Consider the following 23,631-nt stretch of genomic DNA (forward strand, 5'->3'; position numbering starts at 1 on the left):
CGTTCAGACCTTGGCGGCCTTCTCGGCCACGAGGCCGTCGATGCGCGCGCACAGGTTCTTGAGGACGAAGTACTCCTCGGCAGCAACCTTGCCCTCGTTGACCTCCTGGGTCCAGCGCTCGAGCGGCAGCTTGATCCCGAAGGCCTTGTCCACCGCGAAGGCGATATCGAGGAAGGCGAGGCTGTCGATGCCGAGGTCGTCGATGGCGTGGCTCTCGGGCGTGATCTTGTCCCGCGGGATGTCGGCGGTCTCGGCTATAATGTCGGCCACGCGCTCGAAGGTGGCGCTGCCGTGGGCGGGCTCGTCGGACATGTCTTCTCGCGGGCTGTTCGAATTCCGGATCGGTCGTGCGGGAGCCCCCTCGCCGCCCGGGCGGCCCGGCGCATACGCCCCACGCGGCCACCCTACGCATAGTCGGACCCTCATACGCGGTCCCGTCGAATGGCGGCGACCTCTACACGAGGGTGTCAGAGGCGGCAACCGCAGCGCTTCCCCCGGCGTTTCAGCGCCTGTCCACAGGCGTGCGCCATCGCGTGCGCGGTCGCGCTATGCCCCGGACGCACCGGCCCTAGCTTGACGGCGAGGCGATCGCGCGTCCTCAGGAGATCAGACGGATGCCACCGATCACCAAGCCCGCCGCGCCGCTGGCGCGGAGCGAGACGCCACCCCTGCCGCCGCAGGAGCATGCGCGCTCTCAGGGGGCGGCCCGTGTCCTGCTGGTTCTGACCCTCTCCGCCCTCGGGCTCTGGATCCTGCACGAATTCTTGCCGGCTCTGGCCTGGGCGTTGGTGCTGGCGATTGCGCTGTGGCCGGTCTACACGCGCCTTGAGCATCGTTTCCCGCCGGGCAAGCACAACATCCTGCTGCCCACGCTGATGACGGCGGCGGTGGCGCTGGTCTTTTTGGTGCCGCTGGTGATCCTCGGCATCCAGGCTGCCCGTGAGGCCCACGACGTGGCCGAGTTCGTCCGCAGCGCCGAAGCGAACGGCGTTCCCGCGCCGGAATTCCTGCAGCACCTGCCCTACGGCGCCGCGCAGGCGACCACGTGGTGGAACGACAATCTCGGCCACGCACAGGCGGGCTCGGACCTGCTGCGCCGGTTCGAGAACCATTCGGTGCTCGGGGCCTCGAAGAATGTCGGGCGCGAGGTGGTCCACCGGATCGTCCTGTTCGGCTTCAGCCTCGTGGCCCTGTTCTTCCTGTTCCGCGACTGGCGGACGGTGCGGAACCAGTCGCTCACCGCCTGCCACCGGCTGTTCGGCCCGCGGGGCGAGCGCGTTGCCCGCCAGATGGTGGCATCGGTGCATGGCACCGTCGACGGGCTGGTGCTGGTGGGTCTCGGCGAGGGCTTCCTGCTCGGGATCGTCTACCACTTCGCGGGCGTACCCCACCCCGTGCTGCTTGGCGCCTTCACGGCGGTGGCGGCGATGATCCCGTTCGGGGCCGCTGTGGCCATCGCCATCGCGGCGCTTCTGCTGGTGGCGGCGGGCTCGGTGACGGCGGCGCTGGTTGTCGCGGGCGCGGGCCTCGTCGTGACCTTCGTGGCCGACCACTTCATCCGCCCGGCGCTGATCGGCGGCACGACGAAGCTGCCGTTCCTGTGGGTGCTCCTCGGCATCCTCGGCGGCGTCGAGACCTTCGGGCTCCTCGGGCTGTTCGTCGGGCCGGCGGTGATGGCCGCACTGGTCCTGCTGTGGCGGGAGTTCACCGAGGGACCGGACGCGACGGCCTGAGCCGCCGGATCCGCTAGTCGTCCACGTTCGCCCCGGCTGCGGCCTCGACCCGGCGCCGATCCTGGCGCCAATCGGCTGGCTTCTCGAAGGTGCCGGCCCAGATGCCGCGGCGGGTCGCCCAGGCGTGACCCTCCTGGCGGCTGTAGGGCGCGGTCACTTGGCGGCTGGCCAGCGCAAGGCCCTGCCCAACCATCCAGGCGGACAGATCCTCGCCGTGAACATGGCAGATCCCGGTGACACGGCCGGCCACGCCCCCCTCGCGTCGCTCGCAGGTAACGATGCCGCCGCCGATCCGCACGCGCAGCGCCTGCGCGGCCTCGCGGCCGCAGCGATACTCGAGGCCCTTGGCCGTCTCGCAGCTCTGCGCGGTTTCGGGGGCGTCGATCCCGTAGAGGTTGATGCGCGTGCCCTGCACCTCGATCGTGTCGCCGTCGATCACGGTCGCCGGGCCGCTGACCGTCCCGGCTGCGGCCGCGGGGCCGCAGAGGAGGAGCAGGGCAAGCATCGGTCTGATCATGACGGAATTGTCCACGAGGGAGGCGAAGTGACTGGTTCAGGGTTGGCCGAGACCGTGACGGTACACGACCAATGTGGCGAATTTGCCAAGCCGCCGGTCCGGTACGGCCTGCCGGAGGCCGATTCTCTGCCGCGGTGGTCGCGAAAGCGCTCCGACCTGCGCGAAGCTGAGCCCCGGAACGGCCGTCCTCGGGCGACCGTCATGCCGCATGACCCTTCTCAAGACACTGCTGGTCAGCATGGCCGTGTAGGCGGCGCTCCTCGTCTGGGACGGCCTCGCGATCGGTCCGGACGGGCCGATCGACAGGACCAGCCCGGGCCTGAACGCCGCCATGGTTCCGGCGAGCGGCGGCATGGCGCCCGGCGGACACCCGGGCGGGACCACCCTGGACCATGCGGCTCTCGGCCATCCCGCCGTACGCTTGGTCGGCGAGACGCGCAGCACGGCCGCCGCGGGAATACCGGCCGGCTGACCGGCGCGTCGGCCGCCAATCGGGCCGATCAGGTCCGGTACTTGCCGTTGCGCTTGATGAGGACGCGGCTGCCGACGGGCACGCGCTCGTAGAGGTCGGCGATATCCTCGTTCAGCATCCGGACGCAGCCCGAGGACATCTGCTCGCCAATGCTCCAGGGCTCGTTCGTGCCGTGGATGCGGAACAGGATGTCGCGATTGCCCTGGTAGAGATAGAGCGCCCTGGCACCGAGCGGGTTGTCCAGTCCGCCCTTGCGGGTCCGCGGCAGGTCGGGATGGAGCGAGACCATCGTGACGGTCGGGCTCCAGTCCGGCCAGACGCCCTTGCGACCGACCCGCGCCTCACCCTTCCAGGAGAAGCCGGCCTTGCCGACGCCGACGCCGTATTGCATCGCCGACCCGTCGGCCTGGACGAGGACGAGCTGGCGCTTGTCGATGTCGACCACGATGGTGCCGGGCTGCTCGGGGCCGTTGTAACTGACCTGCTGGCGGCGATATTTGGGATCGAGCCGCTGGGTATCGACCAGCGGGATGTCGAAGGGCTTGTCGGGCTTGCTGCCGATGTACCAGGCCGACTCGTCATCCTGTGCGAGCTGCACCGGACGGGTCTGACAGGCCGCCAGGGGAGCGATCGCCACGACGGCGAGCAGGATCCGCGAGGGCACGATCCGGCGCAGGCGGCTCCAGGCCGAAGGAAGCGTGGCGATCATAGGTCCTGTCTTGCGGGATACGGTCGTCGCGCCATGCCTACCGTCTCGTGGCCGGTGACGATGTAGCTTTTCCGCCGCAGCCAGCCGCGCGCGGCCCGCTCCCGCGGCCACGGTTGCGCCCTAATTCTGAATCGCAGCAGGGCTCTAGTGCGGCCGGCGCGGAGGTGAAGAATGCCCGAGACCGAGACTCTTTCGGCCGATGCGACGATCGTGGCCGGTGTCCCGCTGAGCCCGGCGATCCATCTCGATCACTGCGTGATCCACGTCAGCGATTGGGAACGATCCAACGCTTTCTACCGGGACGTGGTGGGCGCCGAGATTATCGCGCGCGGTCCGGGCTTCGCCTATCGGTTCGGCGGCGTCCAGCTCAATTGCCACGGTCCCGGCGTCAAGGCGGAGCCTGTGGCGGCGAAACCCGTCGAACCGGGCAACAGCGACCTGTGCTTCCGCTGGTCGGGCCCGATCGAGACCGCGATCGCGCATCTCGAGACGGCCGGAATTCCTGTGGAACTCGGCCCGGTGGAGCGGCACGGCGCCGCAGGTACGGGGATCAGCGTCTACTTCCGGGATCCGGACGGCTCGCTCCTGGAATTCATCACTTACCCTGTATAATCAGCCCCGGCTCTCGGCGAGGGCCTGGTTGGTCTGCTCCAGCCGCAGTGCCAGCACGCGCATCAGGGCGATGCTGATCTGTGGAAACTGTGCCAGCAATTCCAGGAACACGCCGCGGTCGATGCGCAGGGCGGTCACGGCGGATTGCGCCGTCACGGTGGCGGACCGGGGCTGCTCGGCCAGGATGCCCATCTCGCCGACAAGGGCATCCTGGCCGAGCAACGCCAGCCGCACCGGGCCGGCGGGACCGTCGATGCTGACCTCTGCGGTGCCCGAGAGGATCACGTAGGCCGCATCCGCCACGTCGCCGCGGGCGAAGAACCGTTGCCCCGGCTCGAAATGCACCCGCTCGCTGGTGAAGGCCAGGAGTTTCAGACGCGCCGGCTCCACCTCGCGGAACAGCGGCACCTGCTTCAGGGAGGAAACCTCGGTGTCGAGGGTCATTCGGGGGCTCCGCGACGGGTCTCACGCCCAGGACGGCGGGGCCGGACGGGCCCGCATATCCATGCGGTTCGTCAGGCACTTGTCCAGCCCCGCACCTGAAGCAACCTGCCGGTGTGGTCTCGGCGCCCTATTGGCGCTGGGCCTCATCCTGGGGTCGGAGCCGGCCACCGCCCGCTTGGTTCAGGCCGATCTCGCCCGTGTCGCGCTCGCGCCGCCACCCGGAGCCCGCGTCCCGCTGGATCTCGCCGTCACCGACGCGCGCACCGGGCAGCCGACCACGCTCGGGCAGGCGCTGGGTGGCCGGGCTGCCCTGCTGCTGCCGGTGGATTACACCTGCGGCAATGTCTGCGACCCGATGGTGGCGATGTCGGCCGAAGCCTTGGGCGCGACGGGCCTTCCGGCCGAGGATTACGCGCTCGTGCTGGTGGGGATCGATCCACGCGACGATTCCGCGGCTGCGCGCCGCATGCTCGCGGGGACGCTGGGAGACCGGGATGCGTCGCTCCGGCCCCGGGCACTGATCGCTTCGGACAGCGCCCTCGCGCGCCTCGGCGGCGCCCTGGGCTATACGGCGGTCTACGATGCCGGCACCGACAGCTTCGCTCATCCGGCGGCGGCCATTCTTCTCTCCGCCGACGGTCGGGTGGCCCAGGTGCTGTCGCCCCTGGCGCTGACCGGGCGGGATCTCCGTCTCGCCCTGACCGAGGCCGGCGAAGGCCGGGTCGGCAACCTCGCCGACCGGTTGACCCTGCTCTGCTACGGCTACGATGCCGCGCGCGGCGTCTACACGCCGCTCATCCAGCGGATCCTGACGGGCGCCGGGATCGTCACCATCCTGGCGATCGCCCTCCTCATCGCCGGCCTGAGCCGCCTCGCGCGCAGGTCGGCGGCCTGACGCCGGCTTTGTCCCGGCTCAGCGCTTGGTCGAGAGGCCCTGAGTCCCGGGGGCCGGGGCCTCACGCTTGAGGCTGGCATTGAGATGGGGTGAATCCGTCGGCTCCTCCCGAGTGGTTGGCGTGGCGGAATCCTCGGGTGCGGGCATCGGCGGCAGCGGCGGTGTGTTCGGCCGCACCGCCAGGTCCGGGGCAGCATCCTTGACCATGTTGCGGTTCGTCATACGCGATAAGCCTTCTCTGATGCCGCACGGTGGCGTGGTCTGCCCGGAGCACGGTGCCGGGCTTCCGGGCATGCCGGGGTGGACGCGGATATCGACCAGGGTCGTATCTCGATCAACGTCGCACATAAGTGCTCGGTTGCTGCCAAGCTTAGCTGGCGGAAGCTTGAGCACGTCTCGGGATAGGAACCTTGGTTATTGCTGAAGGTTGTTGCGGGGTGAAGCGAAGCCTGAGGAGGAACTGATGGCATCCGGAAATTCGACCTCGAAGCGGGGCTTTGCCTCGATGGATCTGGAGCGGCAGCGCGAGATCGCCAGCAAGGGCGGCCGCAGCGTGCCTGCCGAGAAGCGCTCCTTCTCTCAGGATCGTGAGCTCGCCTCGTCCGCCGGCCGCAAGGGCGGTCAATCCACGGGGACCGGCCGAGCCGAGTGAGGGCTCCACCGAACCGTACCGCGTAGCGGCGCCGCGTCCCCCGGGACCGGCGCCGTTTTCGTTTCAGGCTACGCCCGTGCAGGGCGTCGCGCACAGCGAAAGACCCCGCCGGGACGACGGGGCCTTTCGCTGTGCGATCCCGTAGAATCGGTAATCAGGAGATACAGCGACCGGGAGTCATCCGACGCGCCTCGGGGCCGACCAGAGAACTCAGCGCCGCTTCGCAGCCCTCGCGCATCCGACGCGGCAGCTGCTGCAGGATCGGCTTCATCTCAGGGTCCTGGGCCTCACCCGCGACGGGCGCATTCCGACCGTCGAGCCGCTGAACACCTGCAATTCGCGTCGGGCTGATCGCCAGGGAGACGGGGCGCATCCCCGGCAGTGGGGCCTGGACGGTCTGCGCTGTGGGCACCGGCATCGTCCAGCGATCGGCTGTATCCCGCACGACCGGCTGAACCAGGACGGTGAGAAGAGCGGCAGGAGCACTGACGCCCAGAATGAAACCAGACCGCAGCATCGCCCCAACCTCATCACGAGAGCTTGACAGGATGTTCGTACAACGCGCCCTGCAATCGCAGGTTCCTAGACTGTCTCGCGTCGACGCATCCTGAGTATTCGAACGCAGCTCGGCCGTTGGTGCGGCGGCGCACCCACGCTATCCACAGCCTCCGGATGTTGCGCAAAAACCACCACCGATGAAAAAGCGCATTTGCTGGAACCTCCCGGTCCGGCACCCGTTCTCTGTGAACCCGGCCACCTGGTCCTCCCCGCATTCCCCTTGTGCATCGGCCGGAACCTCTTCAGACGGGCTGGAGCCTTCTCCGGCCCGTTTTTTTGCGCGCGGTTCGTCGGAGACCGGAGCGTCAGGACGGACAACAAAAAACCCCGGCTCGCGCCGGGGCTTTTTTGGTGTCGCCGCTCTAGGTCGCGGGCGGCCGGGGCGAGCCCCGGAGCGACCTTGCAAACTCAGTGTCAGGCGGACTTGGCTTCCCGACGACGCGCCGTCTGCTGGAAGAACAGCGCCTGGCTGATCACCGCCGAGACATTCGCGGGCTGGAACGGCTTGGCGATGAGGAAGGCCGGCTCTGGCCGCTCACCGGTGAGGAAGCGCTCGGGATAGGCGGTGATGAAGATCACCGGCACCTCGAAGGATTTGAGGAGATCGTTCACCGCGTCGAGGCCGGAGGAGCCGTCGGCGAGCTGGATGTCGGCGAGGATGAGGCCGGGGCGCTTGCCCTCGCCGGCGATCTTGACCGCCTCGCTGCGCGTACGGGCGACACCGATGACATTGTGGCCGAGCCCCTCGACCAGCGCTTCGAGATCCATCGCGATCAGCGGCTCGTCCTCGATGATGAGGATCTCGGTCGCCATGTCGGCAGCCAGTTCTCGGCCGGCCTCGTCCACGAGATCGCGGACCTCGGAGACGTCGACTCCCAGGATGATCGCCGCGTCCTCCTCGGAGAAGCCTTCGAGGCAGGAGAGCAGGAAGGCCTGCCGCGGCAGCGGCGTGATCTGGCCGAGGCGGACTTCCGCCGGCAGATCGTGCTGGACCTGCTCGCTGCGCCCGTTCACCGACAGGGAATTCCAGATCCGCGTGAACACGCGGAACAGGTCGGCCTTGATGTTGGCGCTCCGGCCCAACGTGTCCGGCTCGTTGACGAGGGTCTCCAGGGTAGCGGCGACGTACGCGTCACCCGCCACTTGGCTACCCGTGAGCGCACGCGCGTAGCGGCGCAGGTACGGCAGGTGCTGTACCACGAGTTGCGATGTCGACATTCGATCCCCTGTGCCTCGCCGTGTTGCCCGGCCGCGAACGCCACGGTGCTTGACCGAGGGCCTGCCGGGGCCGGCTTGTGTCCTGCGCAGCCTACCGCCCAACGCGGATGCCCGCACTCCGTTCCACCCCCCGGCGGAACCGATCCCGGCGGGCAGGCGTTGCCGCCGCAGCCATGGCGTATGTCGAGCCGCAGCACAATGCGGCCGAGCCGACTTCGGCAACAAGGGGCGTGTTGATGGCGGACCAGAGGAAGGAGGCAGGATTTCGCGTGCGCGACTCGCAGGCCGAGACCGCCTCGGATCCGACATCAGAGCCCCGAGACGGCTCCATCGACGAGGTCCATTCCGACAGTCTCACGCCGAGCGACCGCCCCCGGCTGCGATCGGGCCTGAGCGACCAGACCCGCAATCGTATCGCCGTGCAGTTGCGGGCGATGTACGACACGGTCACGCAGCAACCTGTGCCGGACCGTTTCGCCGATCTGATCGCGCAGCTCGACAGCGCCGACCGGAAAGCCTGAGCCTGATGCATCCGCCGCTTCGGCAGGCGGGGCCTCTCTTCTTGCAGAGATCCCCCGGCCAGACGGCGGCCCTCCGGGTCTGTCCCATGCATCGGCTCAAAACGGAAAGCCGCCGCAGGGGGCGGCGGCTTTCTCGAGGGCCCGGATGCCGGCCCCGACCAGGACCGGCGGCTCCGGTGGACCCTCAGAGGGTTGGCGAGCGCCCCCGCATCAGACCCACGACCGCCGAGATCGCGAACAGAACGATCGCCACGAAGAACACCAGCTTGGCAGCTTCCATTGCCGTGCCGGCAATGCCGCCGAAGCCAAGCAGAGCGGCCACGAGGGCGACGACGAGAAAAGTTACGGCCCAACCGAGCATGGTTCGTATCCTTGGAAAGTATCAACGCGGGCGGGCCGCGTCGTTCTGAACACGAAAACGCCAAGGTTTCGCTCCGGTTCCGCCCATAATGCGAAGTCCTGTGGGCACGCAGGGGCGCGAGCACCGCCCGCGACATAGGGTGACGGAACGAGACAGGGGCGCTAGCGTTCGAAGAGAGGTCTCCAGGCTCGATCCAGGATTTGCGATGCTGCAATCTGCCAAGAGTGCCGTTCGATCGAAGGCCGCCGCGATGGCGGCACGCCTCGCCGCCGTTGTCGACAGGGCCGGCGATGCCCTGCGCGCCGCGGTACTCGGTCTTTCGCCGGTACCAGCCCCCGTTCCGGTCCGTGTGCGAGCCCGGCAGACGCGACGCCAAGCCTGACAGCCTGCGTCTCTCCAGGCAATCCGCCGAGCATAGCAGGCAACGCGCTCATCGGGCCGCCGGGGCGAAGACATCCTCCCGGGTTACGCGACCCGCAGCAAACGGTGGCGACGTTCTCGCAGGTGGACAGTCGCGTAGGCTGGGGTGGGACGGAGTGCCGCCCAGGCTCCGGAGCGATTGCCACGCCGCCGCGAAGCGTCCAATGAACGGCCGCTTCGATCGCTCGGGATCGCGATGGCCGACGCAGACGAGAACAGCCTGACCTTCAATCCTTCGATGCCCCCGGCCGGCCGGCTGGACGAGGTCGCGCCGCTGATCCGGCGCCGGGTTGCGCCGAATGGCGGGCCGTTTACGGCGAGCGGCACCTGCACCTACGTGGTCGGCCGGGGCCGGGTCGCGGTGCTCGATCCGGGCCCAGACGATCCGGCGCATATCGAGGCGCTGCTTCAGGACCTCGGTGCGGAGCGTGTGGAAGCCATCGTGGTCACCCACACCCATCGCGATCATTCGCCGGGGGCCCGGCTCCTGGCCGCGCGCACCGGCGCACCGATCGTCGGGTGCGGGCCGCACAGGCCCGCGCGCGCCCTGGCGGAGGCCGAGACCCCGATGCTCGATGCCAGCGCCGACCGGGCCCACGCGCCCGATCGGGCGATGGCGGAAGGCGACACCGTCGCCGGCCCGGGCTGGACCCTCGTGGCGGTGGAGACCCCCGGTCACACGATGAACCATGTCGCCTTCGCGTTGCCGGAGGCGCAGGTGCTGTTCTCGGGTGACCACGTCATGGCGTGGTCGACGACGATCGTGGCGCCGCCGGACGGCGCGATGCGGGCCTACATGGCGTCCCTCGACAAGCTGCGCGGGCGCGACGAGACGGTCTACTGGCCGGGCCATGGCGGACCGGTGCACGAGCCCGCCCGGTTCCTCCGCGGGCTTGCCGGGCACCGGCGTCAGCGCGAGGCGGCGATCCGTACGCGGCTGGCCGCCGGGGACGGGCGGATCGCCGATATCGTCGCGGCGATCTACCAGGGGCTCGATCCCCGGCTCCGCGGGGCGGCGGCACTCTCGGTCTTCGCCCATCTGGAGGACTTGGTCGGGCGCGGGCTCGCAACCTGCGACGGCGCCCCCCGGCTGGACGGCAGCTACGCGCCCGCCTGAGGGGCGCGACGGTTCACTTCACCGCAAGGGCGAGGTTGGCGACGTCGTCAAGATAGGCCCGGATCCGGTCGGCGTTGCTGCCGAAATCGCGGCCGCCGAGTCGCGAGGCCGAACGCACGTCGATCCGCGCCCCGTCCGCGCGCGGACGAATGCGCACGGTGACGTCGTCGGGCAGGTTGAGGATCAGGCCGCGGGCCACGGCCTCGATCCGCCCGCTCCCGGTCCGGCCGCCCGGCCGGATCGCCTCGACGATCTGCCAATGCCGCTTCAGGGCCGCCTGCCGGGCGAGTTCGAAGGCCTCGTCGGCGCCGATATCGAGGGTCAGCGGCGCGATCTGCGGATAGGCGCCGCGCTGGCGCTCGCGCATCCCCGGTTCGGGATCCGCCGGGTAGCGGCCGCCGCGGGCCGCGAAGGCGGCCCGCGAGCGCGAGAAGGCGGGCGGGTTGTCGATGTCGGTGGTGATGTCGGACAGGGCTGGCAGCCGCAGACCGCGCAAGCCCAGGAAGGCGGGATAGCCGAGAACCGCAAGGGCGAGGATCAGCCCGGCGAGGGCGGCGCCGAGACCGCGGGCACCCTCGCGCCAGACCCGCACGAAGGCGAAGATCGCGGCCGCCGCGGCCAGCACCGCGACACAGAGCCCGGCCACGAGGGCCGCGAGCGCCGCGTCGGTATCGGCACGCGGATCCCGCACCAGGATCAGGGCGATCCCGGTGGCGATGACGGAGAACACGGCAAGCCGCCGGGCCAGTGGCCCCGCGCGGGTGACGGGTTCCTCGATGAGCAGGCGGCGCATGGGGATCATGAAGGCGTTCGAGGCCTGATCTTAGAGCTTGGCCGGGACAGGCGCCATCGCGCGACGATCACGGCGCATACGCGCGGGCGTTGCCAGGCAGACCGAGCGTGGCGGGCAACTTGAGGGGATCGGGCAGCATCGCTTCCCCAATCCGGCTGGCCGGATCGGATACCTCGACGGGGGTGACCGTCTGTGCCGTCAGGGCGCTCCAGGGTCCCGTTACCGCGAACTGGATCCCGCGGGCAGGATCGGCCTGGGGGCGCAGGACGAGATCGCCCCGGACATCGAGCCGCCGATCCGGCAGCGAAACCTGCCCGTGCAGGGTGGCGCCGACGCCGGGCCCCAGCAGCCCCGACTCGGCGATCTCGCCCACGCCGTCGATGAAGCGCAGCGTCACCACCGCCCGCTCGAAGGCGGTCCGGCCGTTCCGGCGCGCCAGGGCGCCGGGCGCCACCACACCGTTGCGATGGATGACGTCGGCGAGATCGAGGCCCGCGATGGCGCCGCCATCCATGGCGAGGGTAGCCCGACCGCCGAGATGCGCCAGGAGCCCGGTTGTGTCGCGGGCCTTGGATTCGACGGAAAATTGTCCCTGCACGGGTCCGACCACCCAGCGCACGGCGCCGATCTCACCGAGAAGCGCGCCGAGATCGATGCGATCGAGGCTCCCCTGCATGCGCAGGTCGGTTGCGGCCGGATCCGCCCCGCTCGTCAGGTTCACCCGTCCCTTGAACGTGCCGTCCTGGATCCGGGCCCGGTTCACGGCGACCTCCAGCGCGGCTTCGCGCACCAGGACACTCGCCGCGAGATCCTGAACCCGAACCGCGCCGACGCGCCCCTCGGAGGCGGACAGGCGCAGGTCGAGGTCGCCCTGTGTGACCGGCGCCAGAGCGATCGACGCGGGCGCAGGGTCGAGGATCCGCGAGAGATCCGCGACGAGGGGCGTGAGGTCGAGCGTCTCGGCCGCCAGGGTTGCCTGCACCGAGAGGCGCGGCGCCTTGCCCGGTCCGAAGGCGACGGCGCCGGCTCCCTCCAGGACGTTCTGGCCGAGGCCGATGCGCAGGCTCGGCCAGGAGACGGATCGCTCGGCCGTCTCGAACCGGCCGTCGATCGAGAACGCCCCGGCCAGCGGCGCCAGCGGAACGGCTCGGCCGATCCAGGCGAGGCTGCCCGGCAGGGAGCGCGTCTCGAACCGCACCTGTCCGGCGAGCGCGGGCAGCGCGCCGCCCTCCGCTGCCGGCGCCACCGTTCCGTCTGCCGTGAGACTGCCGTCCGGCCACACAATCTCGGCCGTGAACGGGGTGCGGCGACCCAGGGCAATCTCGGATGGCCGCAGGTGGGTCACGGTGATCCGGGTCGGCACGCCCCGCCAGGTCAGGCTGGCACGGCCCTCCGCCGCCGTGCCCCAGAGCGGCCAGGCAAGGTCAAGATCGATGTCCCGGGCCGTGTCGCCTGCGCCGAGGCGCGCATCGCGCAGGACGATCCGGCGCGGCCGGGCCGTGTCGCCCGACCGGGCCTTCTCGACAAGCCGCGCCAAGGGCTCGTCCCAGCCGGCCGCGTCCTCCGACAGGCGCGAGCCCTCCAGGCGCAGGCCGCTCACGGCCGCCTGCCCGCCGAGGAGGCTCAGCGGATCGAGGTCGATGGTCAGGCGGCCTTCTTCCGCCAGCACCGGACCGGCGGATCCTGCGGCGAGCCGGACGCGGTCGAGGGTCAGACGCGGCCAGGGGAGGAGCGCGAGGCTCGCTGGCCCCTGCAGCGTCAGGCCGAGGCCGTAAGCCTCGAAGGCGCGGCGGGCGAAGGCCGTCACCCGGCCGTCGTCCAGGGGCCAATCGCGCAGGCCGAGACCGGCCGCGATCAGGCTCCCGAGAGCGAGGACGAAGATCGGGCGGCGCAGCGACATCATGCTCCGAAGGGGCGGCGGCAGTGGCCGGAAGCCGGGCGCCGCGCTGGCCCCTCTGGCTGCCACGGCCCGGCAGGGTCTGCACGTCGAATGGGCAATCTAGCGTCCTCGGCCGGATTTGTCTGCCGCACCCGCGCAGGGCCGCCCTGCCCTCCCCAACGCAGTGCCGGTTACGGATCGCCCGAGACCGCACGGGCCGGTGCGGCGCACCACTGGATTTCGCGCGCGGAATCGGGGAGAGCAGGCGCGAGGACACGCGCTTCCCAAGGTTTCGGCCGGTCGGGTCCGGCGGGAAAAGGACGGTTCGATGAAGAAGGTCTACACGGATGCCGCCGCCGCCCTGGCCGGCCTCCTGCACGACGACATGATGGTGATGTGCGGCGGTTTCGGCCTCTGCGGCATCCCCGACGAGCTGATCGAGGCGGTGCGCCTCTCGGGCGTCAAGGGCCTCACCGTCGTCTCGAACAATGCCGGCATCGACGGGGTCGGCCTCGGCAAGCTCCTGGACACCCGCCAGGTCCGGAAGATGATCTCGTCCTACGTGGGCGAGAACAAGGAGTTCGCCCGCCAGTATCTCGGCGGCGAGCTGGAGATCGAGTTCAACCCGCAGGGCACGCTGGCCGAGCGGATCCGCGCCGGCGGCGCCGGTATCCCAGCCTTCTTCACCAAGACCGGTGTTGGCACCAAGGTTGCCGACGGCAAGGAGATCCGGGAGTTCGACGGCGAGTCCTACGTCATGGAGCGCGGCCTGTTCGCCGACCTCGCCCTGGTCCACGCCCATACGGGGGATACCGAGGGCAATCTCCGCTACCGGATGACCGCGCGCAATTTCAACCCGATGATGGCCACCGCCGCCAAGATGACGGTTGCGCAGGTCGAGCACCTCGTGAAGCCCGGCGAGATCGATCCGGACACGATCCACACGCCCGGCATCTTCGTGAAGCGGATCATCGACGTGGGCGTGCGCGACAAGCGCATCGAGCAGCGCACCACGCGCAAGCGCGGTGACAGCACCCCGGCCGCGGCGGCCGGCGGCGGCACGCACTGATCGGACGGGAAGGGAGCGAGAACGATGGCCTGGACCCGCGAGCAGATGGCGGCGCGCGCCGCCAAGGAGCTGGAAGACGGCTTCTACGTGAACCTCGGCATCGGCATCCCGACGCTGGTGTCGAACTACATCCCCGAGGGCATGTCGGTGCAGCTCCAGTCGGAGAACGGCATGCTCGGCATGGGCCCCTTCCCCTACGAGGGTGAGGAGGATCCGGACCTGATCAATGCCGGCAAGCAGACGATCACCGCGCTGCCGACCACGAGCTACTTCTCCTCGGCGGATTCCTTCGGGATGATCCGCGGCGGGCACATCAACCTGTCGATCCTCGGCGCCATGCAGGTGGCCGGCAACGGCGACCTCGCCAACTGGATGATCCCCGGCAAGATGGTGAAGGGGATGGGCGGCGCCATGGACCTCGTGGCCGGCGTGAAGCGCGTGGTCGTGGTGATGGAGCACGTCGCCAAGAACAAGGACGGCACCGAGAGCCCGAAGCTGCTCAAGGCCTGCGACCTGCCGCTCACCGGCACCCGCGTGGTCGACTTGGTGATCACCGATCTCGGCGTGTTCGAGATCGACAAGAAGGGCGACGGCGGCATGAAGCTCATCGAGCTGGCCGACGGCGTCACCGAGGACGAGATCCGGGGCAAGACCGAGGCCGACTTCACGGTCGCTCTGAAGAACTGAGTCCGGAAGGCCCGGCGGCCGACATCGCCGGGCCTCACGGCTACAGGCGTCCGGCCCCCGTTTCAGCGCGCTCGAGCCGGGACGCTCCCCGCATCCGAACGCCCGACGGCGCCATTCACCCGGTGGCAGGGCCTAAACGCGAAGCACCCTCTCTCCCCGCCGGGAGAGAGGGTGCTTCGTCGTTCTCTGCCGGTCTGCTCAGGCCGGTTCCGAACCGGAAGCCGTCCTCGCGGCAACCCGATCAGCCCGCGTCGCTGGCGCCCGCACCCGCGAGCTGCGGATCCCGGGTCGCGGGCCGCACCGGGCTGTCGGCCGCAGGCTCCTCGCCGTTCAGCGCCCGCCGCACGAAGCTGTCGACCCGGTCGCCCTGCTCCGGCAGGGCGGCTTCGAGATGCGCGATCATCTTCGGCGTCCAGAACGCCTTGATGTGCTTCTGGATTCCGGCAACCGCCTCCTCCTCCGGGTAGGACCGGAAGAAGGTGGCGATCTGGTTCGCCATGCGGACGAGCTTGTCCGCCTGTGTCACGGCACTCATCGGGTACTCTTACTCTGCCGCGTCCAGGGTCTGGGCGATCCGGGTCAGGGAGAAGTCCTCCTCGTAGAACTTCGCCTGCCAGTCCGAGGGCCGGTTGGTCCGCCGGACCTGCACCGCCGTCACCTTGTACTCGGGGCAGTTGGTCGCCCAGTCCGAGTAGTCCGTCGTGATGACGTTGGCGCCGGTCTTGGCGTGGTGGAACGTGGTGTAGACCACGCCCGGCTGCATCCGTTCCGAGATCTTGGCCTTCAGGGCGATGTCGCCCGAGCGGCTCTCCAGGGCGACGAGGTCGCCGTCGACGATGCCGCGCAGCTCCGCGTCGAAGGGGTGGATCTCCAGCACGTCCTCCTCGTGCCAGCGCGAGTTCTCGGTGCGCCGTGTCTGCGCGCCGACATTGTACTGGGACAGGATCCGGCCCGTGGTGAGGATCAGCGGGAACTTCGCCCCCGTCCGCTCCTCGGTGGCCACAAACTCGGTGATCATGAAGCGGCCCTTGCCGCGGACGAAGCGGTCCACGTGCATCATCGGCGTGCCGAGCGGCGCCTTCTCGTTGCAGGGCCACTGCACCGAGCCGAGCTCGTCGAGCTTGGCGTAGGACACGCCGGTGAAGCTCGGGGTGAGCCGGGCGATCTCGTCCATGATCTCGGACGGGTGGTTGTACTCCATCTTGTAGCCCAGCGCGTTGGAGAGCAGCACCGTGCCCTCCCAGTCGCCGTAGCCGCCCATCGGGGCCATGACCTTGCGGACCCGCGAGATGCGGCGCTCGGCGTTGGTGAAGGTCCCGTCCTTCTCCAGGAACGAGGCGCCCGGCAGGAAGACGTGGGCGTACTTCGCGGTCTCGTTCAGGAACAGGTCCTGGACGACGATGCACTCCATCGCCATCAGGCCCGAGGTCACGTGGTGCGTGTCGGGGTCGGACTGCGCGATGTCCTCGCCCTGGATGTACATGCCCTTGAACGTGCCCTCGACGGCCTCGTCGAGCATGTTGGTGATGCGCAGGCCCGGGGCGTTGTCGAGCTTGGCCCCCCAGATCGCCTCGAAGCTCTCGCGGGTGGCGTCGTCCGAGACGTGGCGGTAGCCGGTGAGCTCGTGCGGGAACGAGCCCATGTCGCAGGAGCCCTGGACGTTGTTCTGGCCGCGCAGCGGGTTCACGCCGGCGCCGAGCTTGCCGATATTGCCGGTGGCCATGGCGATGTTGGCCATGCCCATGACCATGGTCGAGCCCTGGCTGTGCTCGGTGACGCCCAGCCCGTAGTAGATGCCGGCCGCGCCGCCCTTGGCGTAGAGCCGAGCCGCGCCGCGGACCTCCGCCGGGTCGAGACCGGTGAACTGCGCCTGGTTCTCCGGGGAGTGGCGCTCCTCGGCGATGAACCGGGCCCAGGACTCGAACTCCGCCAGATCGCAGCGCTCGCGGACATAGGCCTCGTCGATCAGCCCCTCGGTGACGATCACGTGCGCCAGCGAGTTGATGAAGGCGACGTTGGAGCCGGGCTTCAGCGGCAGGTGATAGTCGGCCTTGATGTGGGCCGACTTCACCAGGTCGATCTTGCGGGGATCGGCGACGATCAGCTTGGCGCCCTGGCGCAGGCGCTTCTTCATCCGCGAGCCGAAGACCGGGTGGCCGTCGGTCGGGTTGGCGCCGATCACCAGGATCACGTCGGAATGCTCGACCGACTTGAAGTCCTGGGTGCCGGCCGAGGTGCCGAGCGTCGACATCAGGCCGTAGCCGGTCGGCGAGTGGCAGACGCGGGCGCAGGTATCGACGTTGTTGTTGCCGAAGGCGGCGCGCACCAGCTTCTGGACGAGGTAGGCCTCCTCGTTGGTGCAGCGCGACGAGGTGATGCCGCCGACCGAGTCCTTGCCGTATTTCGCCTGGATCCGCTTGAACTCGGAGGCGGCGCGGTCGATCGCCTCCTCCCACGAGACCTCGCGCCACGGATCCGTGATCTTCTCGCGGATCATCGGCTTGGTGATGCGGTCCTTGTGGGTGGCGTAGCCGTAGGCGAAGCGGCCCTTCACGCAGGAATGGCCCTCGTTGGCCTTGCCGCCTTTGTAGGGGACCATGCGGACGACGCGCTCGCCCTGCATCTCGGCCTTGAACGAGCAGCCGACGCCGCAATACGCGCAGGTCGTCACCTCCGCGTGCTCGGGCTGGCCGAACTCGTGGATCGATTTTTCCTGCAACGTGGCCGTCGGACACGCCTGGACGCAGGCGCCGCAGGACACGCACTCGGACTCGAAGAAATTGGTCGGGCCGGCCGCCACGCGGCTGTCGAAGCCGCGGCCCGCGATGGTCAGCGCGAAGGTGCCCTGCACCTCCTCGCAGGCGCGGACGCAGCGGTTGCAGACGATGCACTTCGACGGGTCGTAGGTGAAGTACGGGTTCGACTCGTCCTTCGGCAGGTACTTCTCGGAGCTCGGCCGGACGTGGTTGTCGCCCTCGTAGCCGTATCGCACGTCGCGCAAGCCGACCACGCCCGCCTGGGTCTGCAGCTCGCAATCGCCGTTGGCCGCGCAGGTCAGGCAGTCGAGGGGGTGATCGGAGATGTAGAGCTCCATCACGCCCTTGCGGAGCTTGGCGAGCTTCTCGTTCTGCGTGTGCACCACCATGCCGTTCTCGGCCGGGGTCGTGCAGGAGGCCGGGGTGCCGCGCCGACCCTCGATCTCCACGAGGCAGAGGCGGCAGGAGCCGAAGGGCTCCAGCGAGTCGGTGGCGCAGAGCTTCGGGATCTGCGTCCCGGCATGCATCGCCGCCGCCATCACCGAGGTGCCGGCCGGTACCGTCACCAACATGCCGTCGATCGTCAGGGTGACGGTCTGCTCCGCAACCCGGATCGGCGTGCCGTAGTCGATCTCCTTGATCAGGCCCATCGACGTCTCCTCACTCGGCCGCGGCCGGCAGATCGCCGGCGCGCCTGAAATCCTCGGGGAAATGGGTGATCGCGCTCATGACGGGCATGGGCGTGAGCCCGCCCATGGCGCAAAGCGACCCGTCGGTCATGACCTCGCAGAGGTCCTCGACCAGCTTCAGGTTGGCGTCCGGCCGGATGCCGGCGATCACCTTGTCCATGGTCTCGACGCCGCGGGTCGCGCCGATCCGGCAGGGCGTGCACTTGCCGCACGACTCGGTGGCGCAGAACTCGAAGGCGAAGCGGGCTTGGCTCGCCATGTCGACGGTGTCGTCGAACACCACGATGCCGCCATGGCCGACGAGGCCCTTCTTGGCCGCCATCGCCTCGTAATCGAGGGGCGTGTCGAGGAGATGGTCGGGGAAGTAGGCCCCGAGCGGCCCGCCGACCTGCACGGCCCGGACCGGCCGGCCCGAACGCGTGCCGCCGCCGAAATCCTCGATCACCTGACGGAGGGTGATGCCGAAGGCCATCTCGATCAGGCCGCCATGCTTGATGTTGCCGGCGAGCTGGATCGGCAGGGTGCCGAGCGACCGGCCCATGCCGTATTCGGCGTAGGCCTTGGCGCCGTTCTCCAGGATCCACGGCACGGCCGTGAAGGTCATGACGTTGTTGACCAGCGTCGGCTTGCCCAGGAAGCCCTTGAGCGCCGGGATCGGGGGCTTGGCCCGCACGATGCCGCGCTTGCCCTCGAGGCTCTCCAGCAGCGAGGTCTCCTCACCGCAGATATAGGCGCCGGCGCCGAGACGCACTTCCAAGTGGAAGCTCTTGCCCGAGCCCAGGATGTTGTCGCCGAGCACGCCCGCGGTGACGCCATTGGCAATCGCCTCCTTGAGGGTGGCGAAGGCCTGCGGATACTCGGAGCGCAGGTAGATGTAGCCGCGGGTGGCGCCGGTCGCGACGCCCGCGATGGTCATGCCCTCGATGAGGTTGAAGGGGTCGCCCTCCATCATCATCCGGTCGGCGAAGGTGCCGGAATCGCCCTCGTCGGCGTTGCAGACCACGTATTTCTGGTCCGCCCTGGCGAGCATCACGGTGTTCCACTTGATGCCGGCCGGGAAGCCGGCACCGCCCCGGCCGCGGAGCCCGGAATCGCGCACCGCCGCGACGATCCCCTCGGCATCGAGCCTCAGCGCGGCCTCGAGGCCGCGATAGCCGCCATGGGCCCGGTAATCCTCGACGGAGACCGGGTCGATCACGCCGCAGCGGTGGAAGGTCAGGCGCTGCTGCCGGGCGAGGTAGGGGATCGTCTCCGGGTCGCCGAGGCGCAGGGCGTGGTCGCCGCCCGTGGTCAGGCCGGCGTCCAGCAGGGCGTCGACGTCCTTGACCGTCACCGGACCGTAGGCGACGCGCCCCTCGGGCGTGCCGACCTCGACCATCGGCTCCAGCCAGAACAGGCCGCGGGAGCCGGTGCGCACGATGGTGACGTCGAGGCCGCGGCGCTCGGCGCCGGCGAAGAGCGCGCGGGCCACCTTGTTGGCGCCGAGGCCAAGGGCGACGGCGTCGCGGGGAACGTACAGGGTGACGCTCACTGGCGCACCTCCGTCAGGGCAGCTTCGAGGGCGTCGGCGGTCAGGTGCGCGACGGGCTCACCGTCGACCAGCGCGGCGGGACCGTTGGCGCAGAGGCCGAGGCAGTAGACCGGCTCCACCGTGGCGCTGCCATCGGCGGTGGTCTCGTGCCAGCCGCAGCCGAGACGGCCGAGGATCTCGCGGTGGAGCTTGTCGGAGCCCATGGCCTGGCAGGCCTCGGCCCGGCACAGCTTCACCTCGTGGCGGCCGGCGGGGTGAGCGCGGAAATCGTGGTAGAAGGTGATGCAGCCGTGAACCTCGGCGCGCGACAGGTTCAGCGCGTCGGCGATCAGCGGCACAGCGCCGGTGTCCACGTAGCCGAACGTCTCCTGCAGCGCGTGCAGGATCGGCAGCGTGGCCCCTTCGAGATGGGTGTGCTCGGCGATGATCCCGGATGCGCGCTCCGCGCTCCAGGGCTCGTGACGCGCCATGGTTTCCAGCCCAGTCTGTTCCTGTTCTAATGCGAAGAGGAACAGAAATGCCGGTTGCCTTCAATCGCGCAGTCCGGTCGCTCGACAAAGGACGTTTGTCGAGCTGTAACTCGCCGCGCAGCACGCCGGACGAGACCCGTTAATTTATTGGCAGAGCTTCTCTTTTCAGGAAACTGCGGAGGTCGGTTTTTCTTGCGTGCGCCGCAACATGAATTTGTGCCCTGCAAGAAATTGCATTTTTGCGCTGTCGGGATGTCCGTCCGCGTCAGTCGCTTAGGGTACTGGGGCCGCCTGGGCAGCCTGTCAGAACTCCATCTCCAGTTCCTCGATCTCGTCCGGCTCGTCGGCGGAGGCCTCCGCCCACTCGACCATCAGCGGCCAGTGCAGGATCGTGTCGCGATAGGCGGCGGCGCGGGGTGGCAGCGCGACGTCGTAGGTGCGGAAGCGGGTGCAGACCGGGGCGAACATGGCATCGGCCAGGCACGGCCGGGCGCCGAACAGGTAGGGCCCCTCGTAGCGGTCCAGGCAATCGTCGAAGATCGTGACGATGCGGTCGATATCGGCCTTCGCGCCGTTGAACACCCGGAAGTCGGGGTGGAAGGCGCGCAGGTTCATCGGCAGGGCCGAGCGAAGATTGACGAAGCCGGAATGCATCTCGCCGGAGATGGAGCGGCAATGGGCCCGCTCCGCCACGGTGCCGGGCAGGAAACCGGCATCCGGGAAGGTCTCGGCGAGATATTCGGCGATGGCCAGGGTGTCCCAGACCACCACATCGCCGTGGCGCAGGCGCGGCACCAGGAAGGAGGGCGAGAGGTGCAGCAATTCCGCCCGGCTGGTGGCATCGGTGCCGGATAGGACCTCGGTCTGGAAGTCGAGTCCGGCCATCCGGCAGATCAGCCAGCCCCGCAGCGACCACGAGGAGTAATTGCGGCTCGAGATGGTGAGGGTAGCGGCCGTCATCGTCCTGCCCCGGGCGCGTCGCCGATCATGCGGTCTGCGAGGCCCGATCCAAGACTCGTGCCGAACGGGGCGGGCGAATCGCTACCGCCCCCGATTCTACTCCCGTCGCAGCAGCTTCGCGACCTCCGCCTCCTCGGCGGCCGACAGGGTCCGGACGGGCGCGGCCGGACGACGGCGGGCGAGACGCCAGATGCCGAAGGCGCCGAGCAGCACCGCCAGCACCGGCGTCAGCCACAGCAGCAGGGTGTGCAGCGCGAAGACCGGGCGCAGCAGCACGAACTCGCCGTAGCGGTCCACGACGTAGTCGAGCACCGCCTTGTCGCTGTCGCCCTTCTCCAGCCGCTCGCGCACGATCAGGCGCAGGTCCTTGGCGAGCGGCGCATCGGAATCGTCGATCGACTGGTTCTGGCAGACGAGGCAGCGCAGCTCGGCCGAGATCTCCCGGGCACGGTGTTCCAGGACGGGATCCTTCAGCACCTCGTCGGGCTGGACTGCCTGGGCGGGGAGCGACGCCAGCAGGGCGAGTGCCGCCAGCGCCGGCCGGAGCGAACGGCGCGCCATCACTCGGCTGGCACCGCGACCGGTAGCGGTCGCGCCTTCGCCCTGGCGGGGACGCCCACGCGCATCCGCCGGTCCGTGAGCGACAGGCCGCCGCCCACAGCCATCACCACCGCCCCGAGCCAGATCAGCAGGACCAGCGGCTTGTAGTACAGGCGCAGGCCGACGCCGCCGTCCTGCCCGATCTCCCCGAGACTCGCATAGACCTGGCTTGCGCCGTTGGTCAGCAGCCCGGATTCCGTCACCGCCATCTTGCGACTCGGGTAGAAGCGCTTGCCGGTCTCGACCTGGCCGACCTCGTCGCCGGCGCGGGTCCGGATCGTCAGGTAGGCGGCGGCCTCCTCGTAGTTCGGCCCCTTGCGCGGCGCGACCCGGTCCAGGGTGGCCACGTAGGGCCCTGTCGCGAGGCTCTGGCCGGGCTTGAGAGTCGCCAGACCCTCGGTGGCCCAGCCCTGCGCGGCGATGCCCAGCACCACCACGCCGACTCCCGCATGGGCGATGGCCGTTCCCCAGGCCGAGCGCGGCAGCCCGACGGCGCGGCGCCCGATCTGACTGAGGGAGCGGGCGCGGCTCGCTCCGTAGCCCCGGGCGCGCGTGACGATCTCCAACGCGGAGCCGATCAACAGATAGGCGCCGAGGCCGATCCCGATGGGCGCCAGGACCGGACCGCCCCACGTCATGGCCAGCACCGCGAAGCCGACGATCAGCGCGACCGCCAGGGCGGCGAACAGGCGCTGGGCGGCGGCGAGCACGTCGCCGCGCTTCCAGGCCAGCGCCTGGCCCATGGGCACGATCAGCAGGAGCGGGATCGCGAGCGGCACGAAGGTGGAATTGAAGAAGGGCGGCCCCACCGTGATCTTCTCGCCGGTCAGCATCTCCAGCACCAGCGGATAGAGCGTGCCGACCAGCACGGTGGCGCAGGCGGCCACCAGGAACAGGTTGTTGAGGACGAGGGACCCCTCGCGGGAGATCGGCGCGAACAGGCCGCCCTGCCGCAGCAGTGGCGCCCGCCACGCGAACAGCGTCAGCGAGCCGCCGATGAACAGGACCAGGATCGCCAGGATGAAGACGCCGCGGGTCGGGTCGGTGGCGAAGGAATGGACCGAGGTGATCACGCCCGAGCGCACCAGGAAGGTGCCGATCAGCGAGAGCGAGAAGGTCAGGATGGCGAGCAGCACCGTCCAGACCTTCAGGGCGTCGCGCTTCTCCATCACCACGGTGGAGTGCAGGAGCGCCGTGCCGGCGATCCACGGCATCAGGGAGGCGTTCTCCACCGGGTCCCAGAACCACCAGCCGCCCCAGCCGAGTTCGTAATAGGCCCAGTAGGAGCCCATCGCGATTCCGAGCGTCAGGAAGCACCACGCCGTTAGAGTCCAGGGCCGCACCGCGCGGGCCCAGACGGCGTCGATCCGCCCGTCGATCAGCGCGGCCACCGCGAAGGCGAAGCTGATCGAGAAGCCGACATAGCCGATGTAGAGGAGCGGCGGGTGGATCGCGAGACCCGGATCCTGCAGCAGCGGATTGAGGTCGTTGCCCTCGAGCGGGGCCGGGATCACGCGGGTGAACGGGTTCGAGGTCGTGATGATGAACAGCACGAACACGAAGGTGATCAGCCCCTGCACGCCCAGCGTGCTGGCCCGCAGCCGCGGCGGCACCGAGTTCTTGGCGGCCGCCACGCAGGCGCCGAACAGCGTGAGGATCAGCACCCAGAGGAGCATAGAGCCCTCGTGGTTCCCCCAGACGCCGGAGAGCTTGTAGATCAGCGGCTTCTGCGTGTGCGAGTTCTCGACGACGTTCTGGACCGAGAAGTCCGAGGTGACGTGCGCCCAGGTGAGCGCCGCGAAGGCGAACAGCACGCAGGCGAAGGCGCCCAAAGCCGCCTGCGAGGCGATCTGGCGGAGCGCCGGATCACCCGAGCGGGCGGCCCAGATCGGCATCACCACCTGGACGAGGGAGATCGCCAGCGCGAGCGCGAGGGCGAAGTGACCGGTCTCGACGATCATGCGGGTT

General features: G+C 69.4%; 25 protein-coding genes. 8 read left to right on the forward strand and 17 right to left on the reverse strand.

Annotated elements, in window-relative coordinates; genetic code table 11:
- Positions 1–3 precede the first annotated feature (3 nt).
- Positions 4–312 carry an acyl carrier protein gene (locus CIW48_RS02720; protein WP_149308841.1) on the reverse strand — a complete coding sequence of 103 codons (309 nt, stop codon included), beginning with the start codon at positions 310–312 and terminating at the stop codon, positions 4–6.
- 302 nt (positions 313–614) lie between these two features.
- On the opposite strand from CIW48_RS02720, the gene CIW48_RS02725 reads away from it, so the two are divergent.
- A complete protein-coding gene (locus CIW48_RS02725; protein ID WP_149308843.1) occupies positions 615–1,733 on the forward strand; it encodes an AI-2E family transporter in 1,119 nt (372 codons plus the stop codon).
- A gap of 13 nt (positions 1,734–1,746) precedes the next feature.
- Here CIW48_RS02725 and CIW48_RS02730 read toward each other — a convergent pair whose 3' ends face one another.
- Positions 1,747–2,250: a thermonuclease family protein gene (locus CIW48_RS02730; RefSeq protein WP_149308845.1), complete on the reverse strand. Its 504-nt coding sequence runs from the start codon at positions 2,248–2,250 to the stop codon at positions 1,747–1,749.
- Positions 2,251–2,750: 500 nt separating this feature from the next.
- The gene (locus CIW48_RS02740) at positions 2,751–3,431 is read right to left on the reverse strand and encodes a L,D-transpeptidase (protein WP_149308847.1); all 681 of its coding nucleotides are present in this window, start codon (positions 3,429–3,431) and stop codon (positions 2,751–2,753) included.
- 171 nt (positions 3,432–3,602) lie between these two features.
- Between CIW48_RS02740 and CIW48_RS02745 the strand changes: the two genes are divergently transcribed.
- Positions 3,603–4,043, forward strand: a complete 441-nt coding sequence (locus CIW48_RS02745; protein WP_149308849.1) for a VOC family protein — start codon at positions 3,603–3,605, stop codon at positions 4,041–4,043.
- Here the strand turns inward: CIW48_RS02745 and CIW48_RS02750 are convergent, their stop codons facing one another.
- Positions 4,044–4,487, reverse strand: coding sequence for a Crp/Fnr family transcriptional regulator (locus CIW48_RS02750; RefSeq protein ID WP_012321919.1), 444 nt, complete (start codon positions 4,485–4,487; stop codon positions 4,044–4,046). It lies immediately after the preceding gene.
- 130 nt (positions 4,488–4,617) lie between these two features.
- On the opposite strand from CIW48_RS02750, the gene CIW48_RS02755 reads away from it, so the two are divergent.
- Complete coding sequence (locus tag CIW48_RS02755; RefSeq protein WP_246695099.1) at positions 4,618–5,382, forward strand: electron transporter; 765 nt, start codon at positions 4,618–4,620, stop codon at positions 5,380–5,382.
- A gap of 18 nt (positions 5,383–5,400) precedes the next feature.
- On the opposite strand, the gene CIW48_RS02760 is transcribed toward CIW48_RS02755, so the two are convergent.
- A complete protein-coding gene (locus tag CIW48_RS02760; RefSeq protein WP_091775079.1) occupies positions 5,401–5,604 on the reverse strand; it encodes a hypothetical protein in 204 nt (67 codons plus the stop codon).
- A gap of 241 nt (positions 5,605–5,845) precedes the next feature.
- On the opposite strand from CIW48_RS02760, the gene CIW48_RS02765 reads away from it, so the two are divergent.
- Positions 5,846–6,034, forward strand: a complete 189-nt coding sequence (locus CIW48_RS02765; RefSeq protein ID WP_010683678.1) for a KGG domain-containing protein — start codon at positions 5,846–5,848, stop codon at positions 6,032–6,034.
- Between the two features lie 154 nt (positions 6,035–6,188).
- Here the strand turns inward: CIW48_RS02765 and CIW48_RS02770 are convergent, their stop codons facing one another.
- Positions 6,189–6,452 (reverse strand): hypothetical protein, encoded by a 264-nt coding sequence (locus CIW48_RS02770; RefSeq protein ID WP_246695100.1) that lies wholly within the window; start codon positions 6,450–6,452, stop codon positions 6,189–6,191.
- Positions 6,453–7,006: 554 nt separating this feature from the next.
- On the reverse strand, positions 7,007–7,810 hold the full coding sequence (locus tag CIW48_RS02775; RefSeq protein WP_091775085.1) for a response regulator: 804 nt from the start codon (positions 7,808–7,810) through the stop codon (positions 7,007–7,009).
- Positions 7,811–8,079: 269 nt separating this feature from the next.
- Here CIW48_RS02775 and CIW48_RS02780 point away from each other — a divergent pair, with 269 nt between their 5' ends.
- Positions 8,080–8,331, forward strand: coding sequence for a NepR family anti-sigma factor (locus CIW48_RS02780; protein ID WP_246695101.1), 252 nt, complete (start codon positions 8,080–8,082; stop codon positions 8,329–8,331).
- A gap of 184 nt (positions 8,332–8,515) precedes the next feature.
- Here the strand turns inward: CIW48_RS02780 and CIW48_RS02785 are convergent, their stop codons facing one another.
- Complete coding sequence (locus CIW48_RS02785) at positions 8,516–8,692, reverse strand: DUF1328 domain-containing protein (RefSeq protein ID WP_007568853.1); 177 nt, start codon at positions 8,690–8,692, stop codon at positions 8,516–8,518.
- A 616-nt stretch (positions 8,693–9,308) separates the two neighbouring features.
- On the opposite strand from CIW48_RS02785, the gene CIW48_RS02790 reads away from it, so the two are divergent.
- On the forward strand, positions 9,309–10,229 hold the full coding sequence (locus tag CIW48_RS02790) for an MBL fold metallo-hydrolase (protein WP_149308855.1): 921 nt from the start codon (positions 9,309–9,311) through the stop codon (positions 10,227–10,229).
- Between the two features lie 13 nt (positions 10,230–10,242).
- On the opposite strand, the gene CIW48_RS02795 is transcribed toward CIW48_RS02790, so the two are convergent.
- Together CIW48_RS02795 and CIW48_RS02800 are read right to left on the reverse strand one after the other, a co-directional pair.
- Positions 10,243–11,022 carry a DUF1499 domain-containing protein gene (locus tag CIW48_RS02795; RefSeq protein ID WP_149309285.1) on the reverse strand — a complete coding sequence of 260 codons (780 nt, stop codon included), beginning with the start codon at positions 11,020–11,022 and terminating at the stop codon, positions 10,243–10,245.
- A 67-nt stretch (positions 11,023–11,089) separates the two neighbouring features.
- Positions 11,090–12,922: an AsmA family protein gene (locus CIW48_RS02800; protein ID WP_149308857.1), complete on the reverse strand. Its 1,833-nt coding sequence runs from the start codon at positions 12,920–12,922 to the stop codon at positions 11,090–11,092.
- Between the two features lie 307 nt (positions 12,923–13,229).
- On the opposite strand from CIW48_RS02800, the gene CIW48_RS02805 reads away from it, so the two are divergent.
- Together CIW48_RS02805 and CIW48_RS02810 are read left to right on the forward strand one after the other, a co-directional pair.
- Positions 13,230–13,970 carry a CoA transferase subunit A gene (locus tag CIW48_RS02805; RefSeq protein ID WP_091775092.1) on the forward strand — a complete coding sequence of 247 codons (741 nt, stop codon included), beginning with the start codon at positions 13,230–13,232 and terminating at the stop codon, positions 13,968–13,970.
- 24 nt (positions 13,971–13,994) lie between these two features.
- Complete coding sequence (locus tag CIW48_RS02810) at positions 13,995–14,657, forward strand: 3-oxoacid CoA-transferase subunit B (RefSeq protein WP_149308859.1); 663 nt, start codon at positions 13,995–13,997, stop codon at positions 14,655–14,657.
- Between the two features lie 241 nt (positions 14,658–14,898).
- On the opposite strand, the gene CIW48_RS02815 is transcribed toward CIW48_RS02810, so the two are convergent.
- From CIW48_RS02815 to CIW48_RS02845, 7 genes are all read right to left on the reverse strand, one after another.
- Positions 14,899–15,192, reverse strand: a complete 294-nt coding sequence (locus CIW48_RS02815; protein ID WP_091775099.1) for a formate dehydrogenase subunit delta — start codon at positions 15,190–15,192, stop codon at positions 14,899–14,901.
- Positions 15,193–15,201: 9 nt separating this feature from the next.
- Positions 15,202–18,063, reverse strand: a complete 2,862-nt coding sequence (gene fdhF, locus CIW48_RS02820; protein WP_149308861.1) for a formate dehydrogenase subunit alpha — start codon at positions 18,061–18,063, stop codon at positions 15,202–15,204.
- A gap of 10 nt (positions 18,064–18,073) precedes the next feature.
- Positions 18,074–19,633 (reverse strand): formate dehydrogenase beta subunit, encoded by a 1,560-nt coding sequence (locus tag CIW48_RS02825; RefSeq protein WP_149308863.1) that lies wholly within the window; start codon positions 19,631–19,633, stop codon positions 18,074–18,076.
- A complete protein-coding gene (locus CIW48_RS02830) occupies positions 19,630–20,103 on the reverse strand; it encodes a formate dehydrogenase subunit gamma (protein WP_149308865.1) in 474 nt (157 codons plus the stop codon). The genes CIW48_RS02825 and CIW48_RS02830 overlap by 4 nt, the downstream gene beginning before the upstream one ends.
- A 303-nt stretch (positions 20,104–20,406) precedes the next feature.
- Complete coding sequence (locus CIW48_RS02835) at positions 20,407–21,063, reverse strand: glutathione S-transferase family protein (protein WP_149308867.1); 657 nt, start codon at positions 21,061–21,063, stop codon at positions 20,407–20,409.
- 96 nt (positions 21,064–21,159) lie between these two features.
- Positions 21,160–21,624, reverse strand: a complete 465-nt coding sequence (locus CIW48_RS02840; RefSeq protein WP_149308870.1) for a cytochrome c-type biogenesis protein — start codon at positions 21,622–21,624, stop codon at positions 21,160–21,162.
- Positions 21,624–23,624, reverse strand: coding sequence for a heme lyase CcmF/NrfE family subunit (locus CIW48_RS02845; RefSeq protein WP_149308872.1), 2,001 nt, complete (start codon positions 23,622–23,624; stop codon positions 21,624–21,626). Before CIW48_RS02845 ends, CIW48_RS02840 begins: the two co-directional genes overlap by 1 nt.
- Positions 23,625–23,631 lie beyond the last annotated feature (7 nt).

Source organism: Methylobacterium sp. P1-11 (assembly GCF_008329595.1).
Classification (GTDB): Bacteria; Pseudomonadota; Alphaproteobacteria; order Rhizobiales; family Beijerinckiaceae; genus Methylobacterium.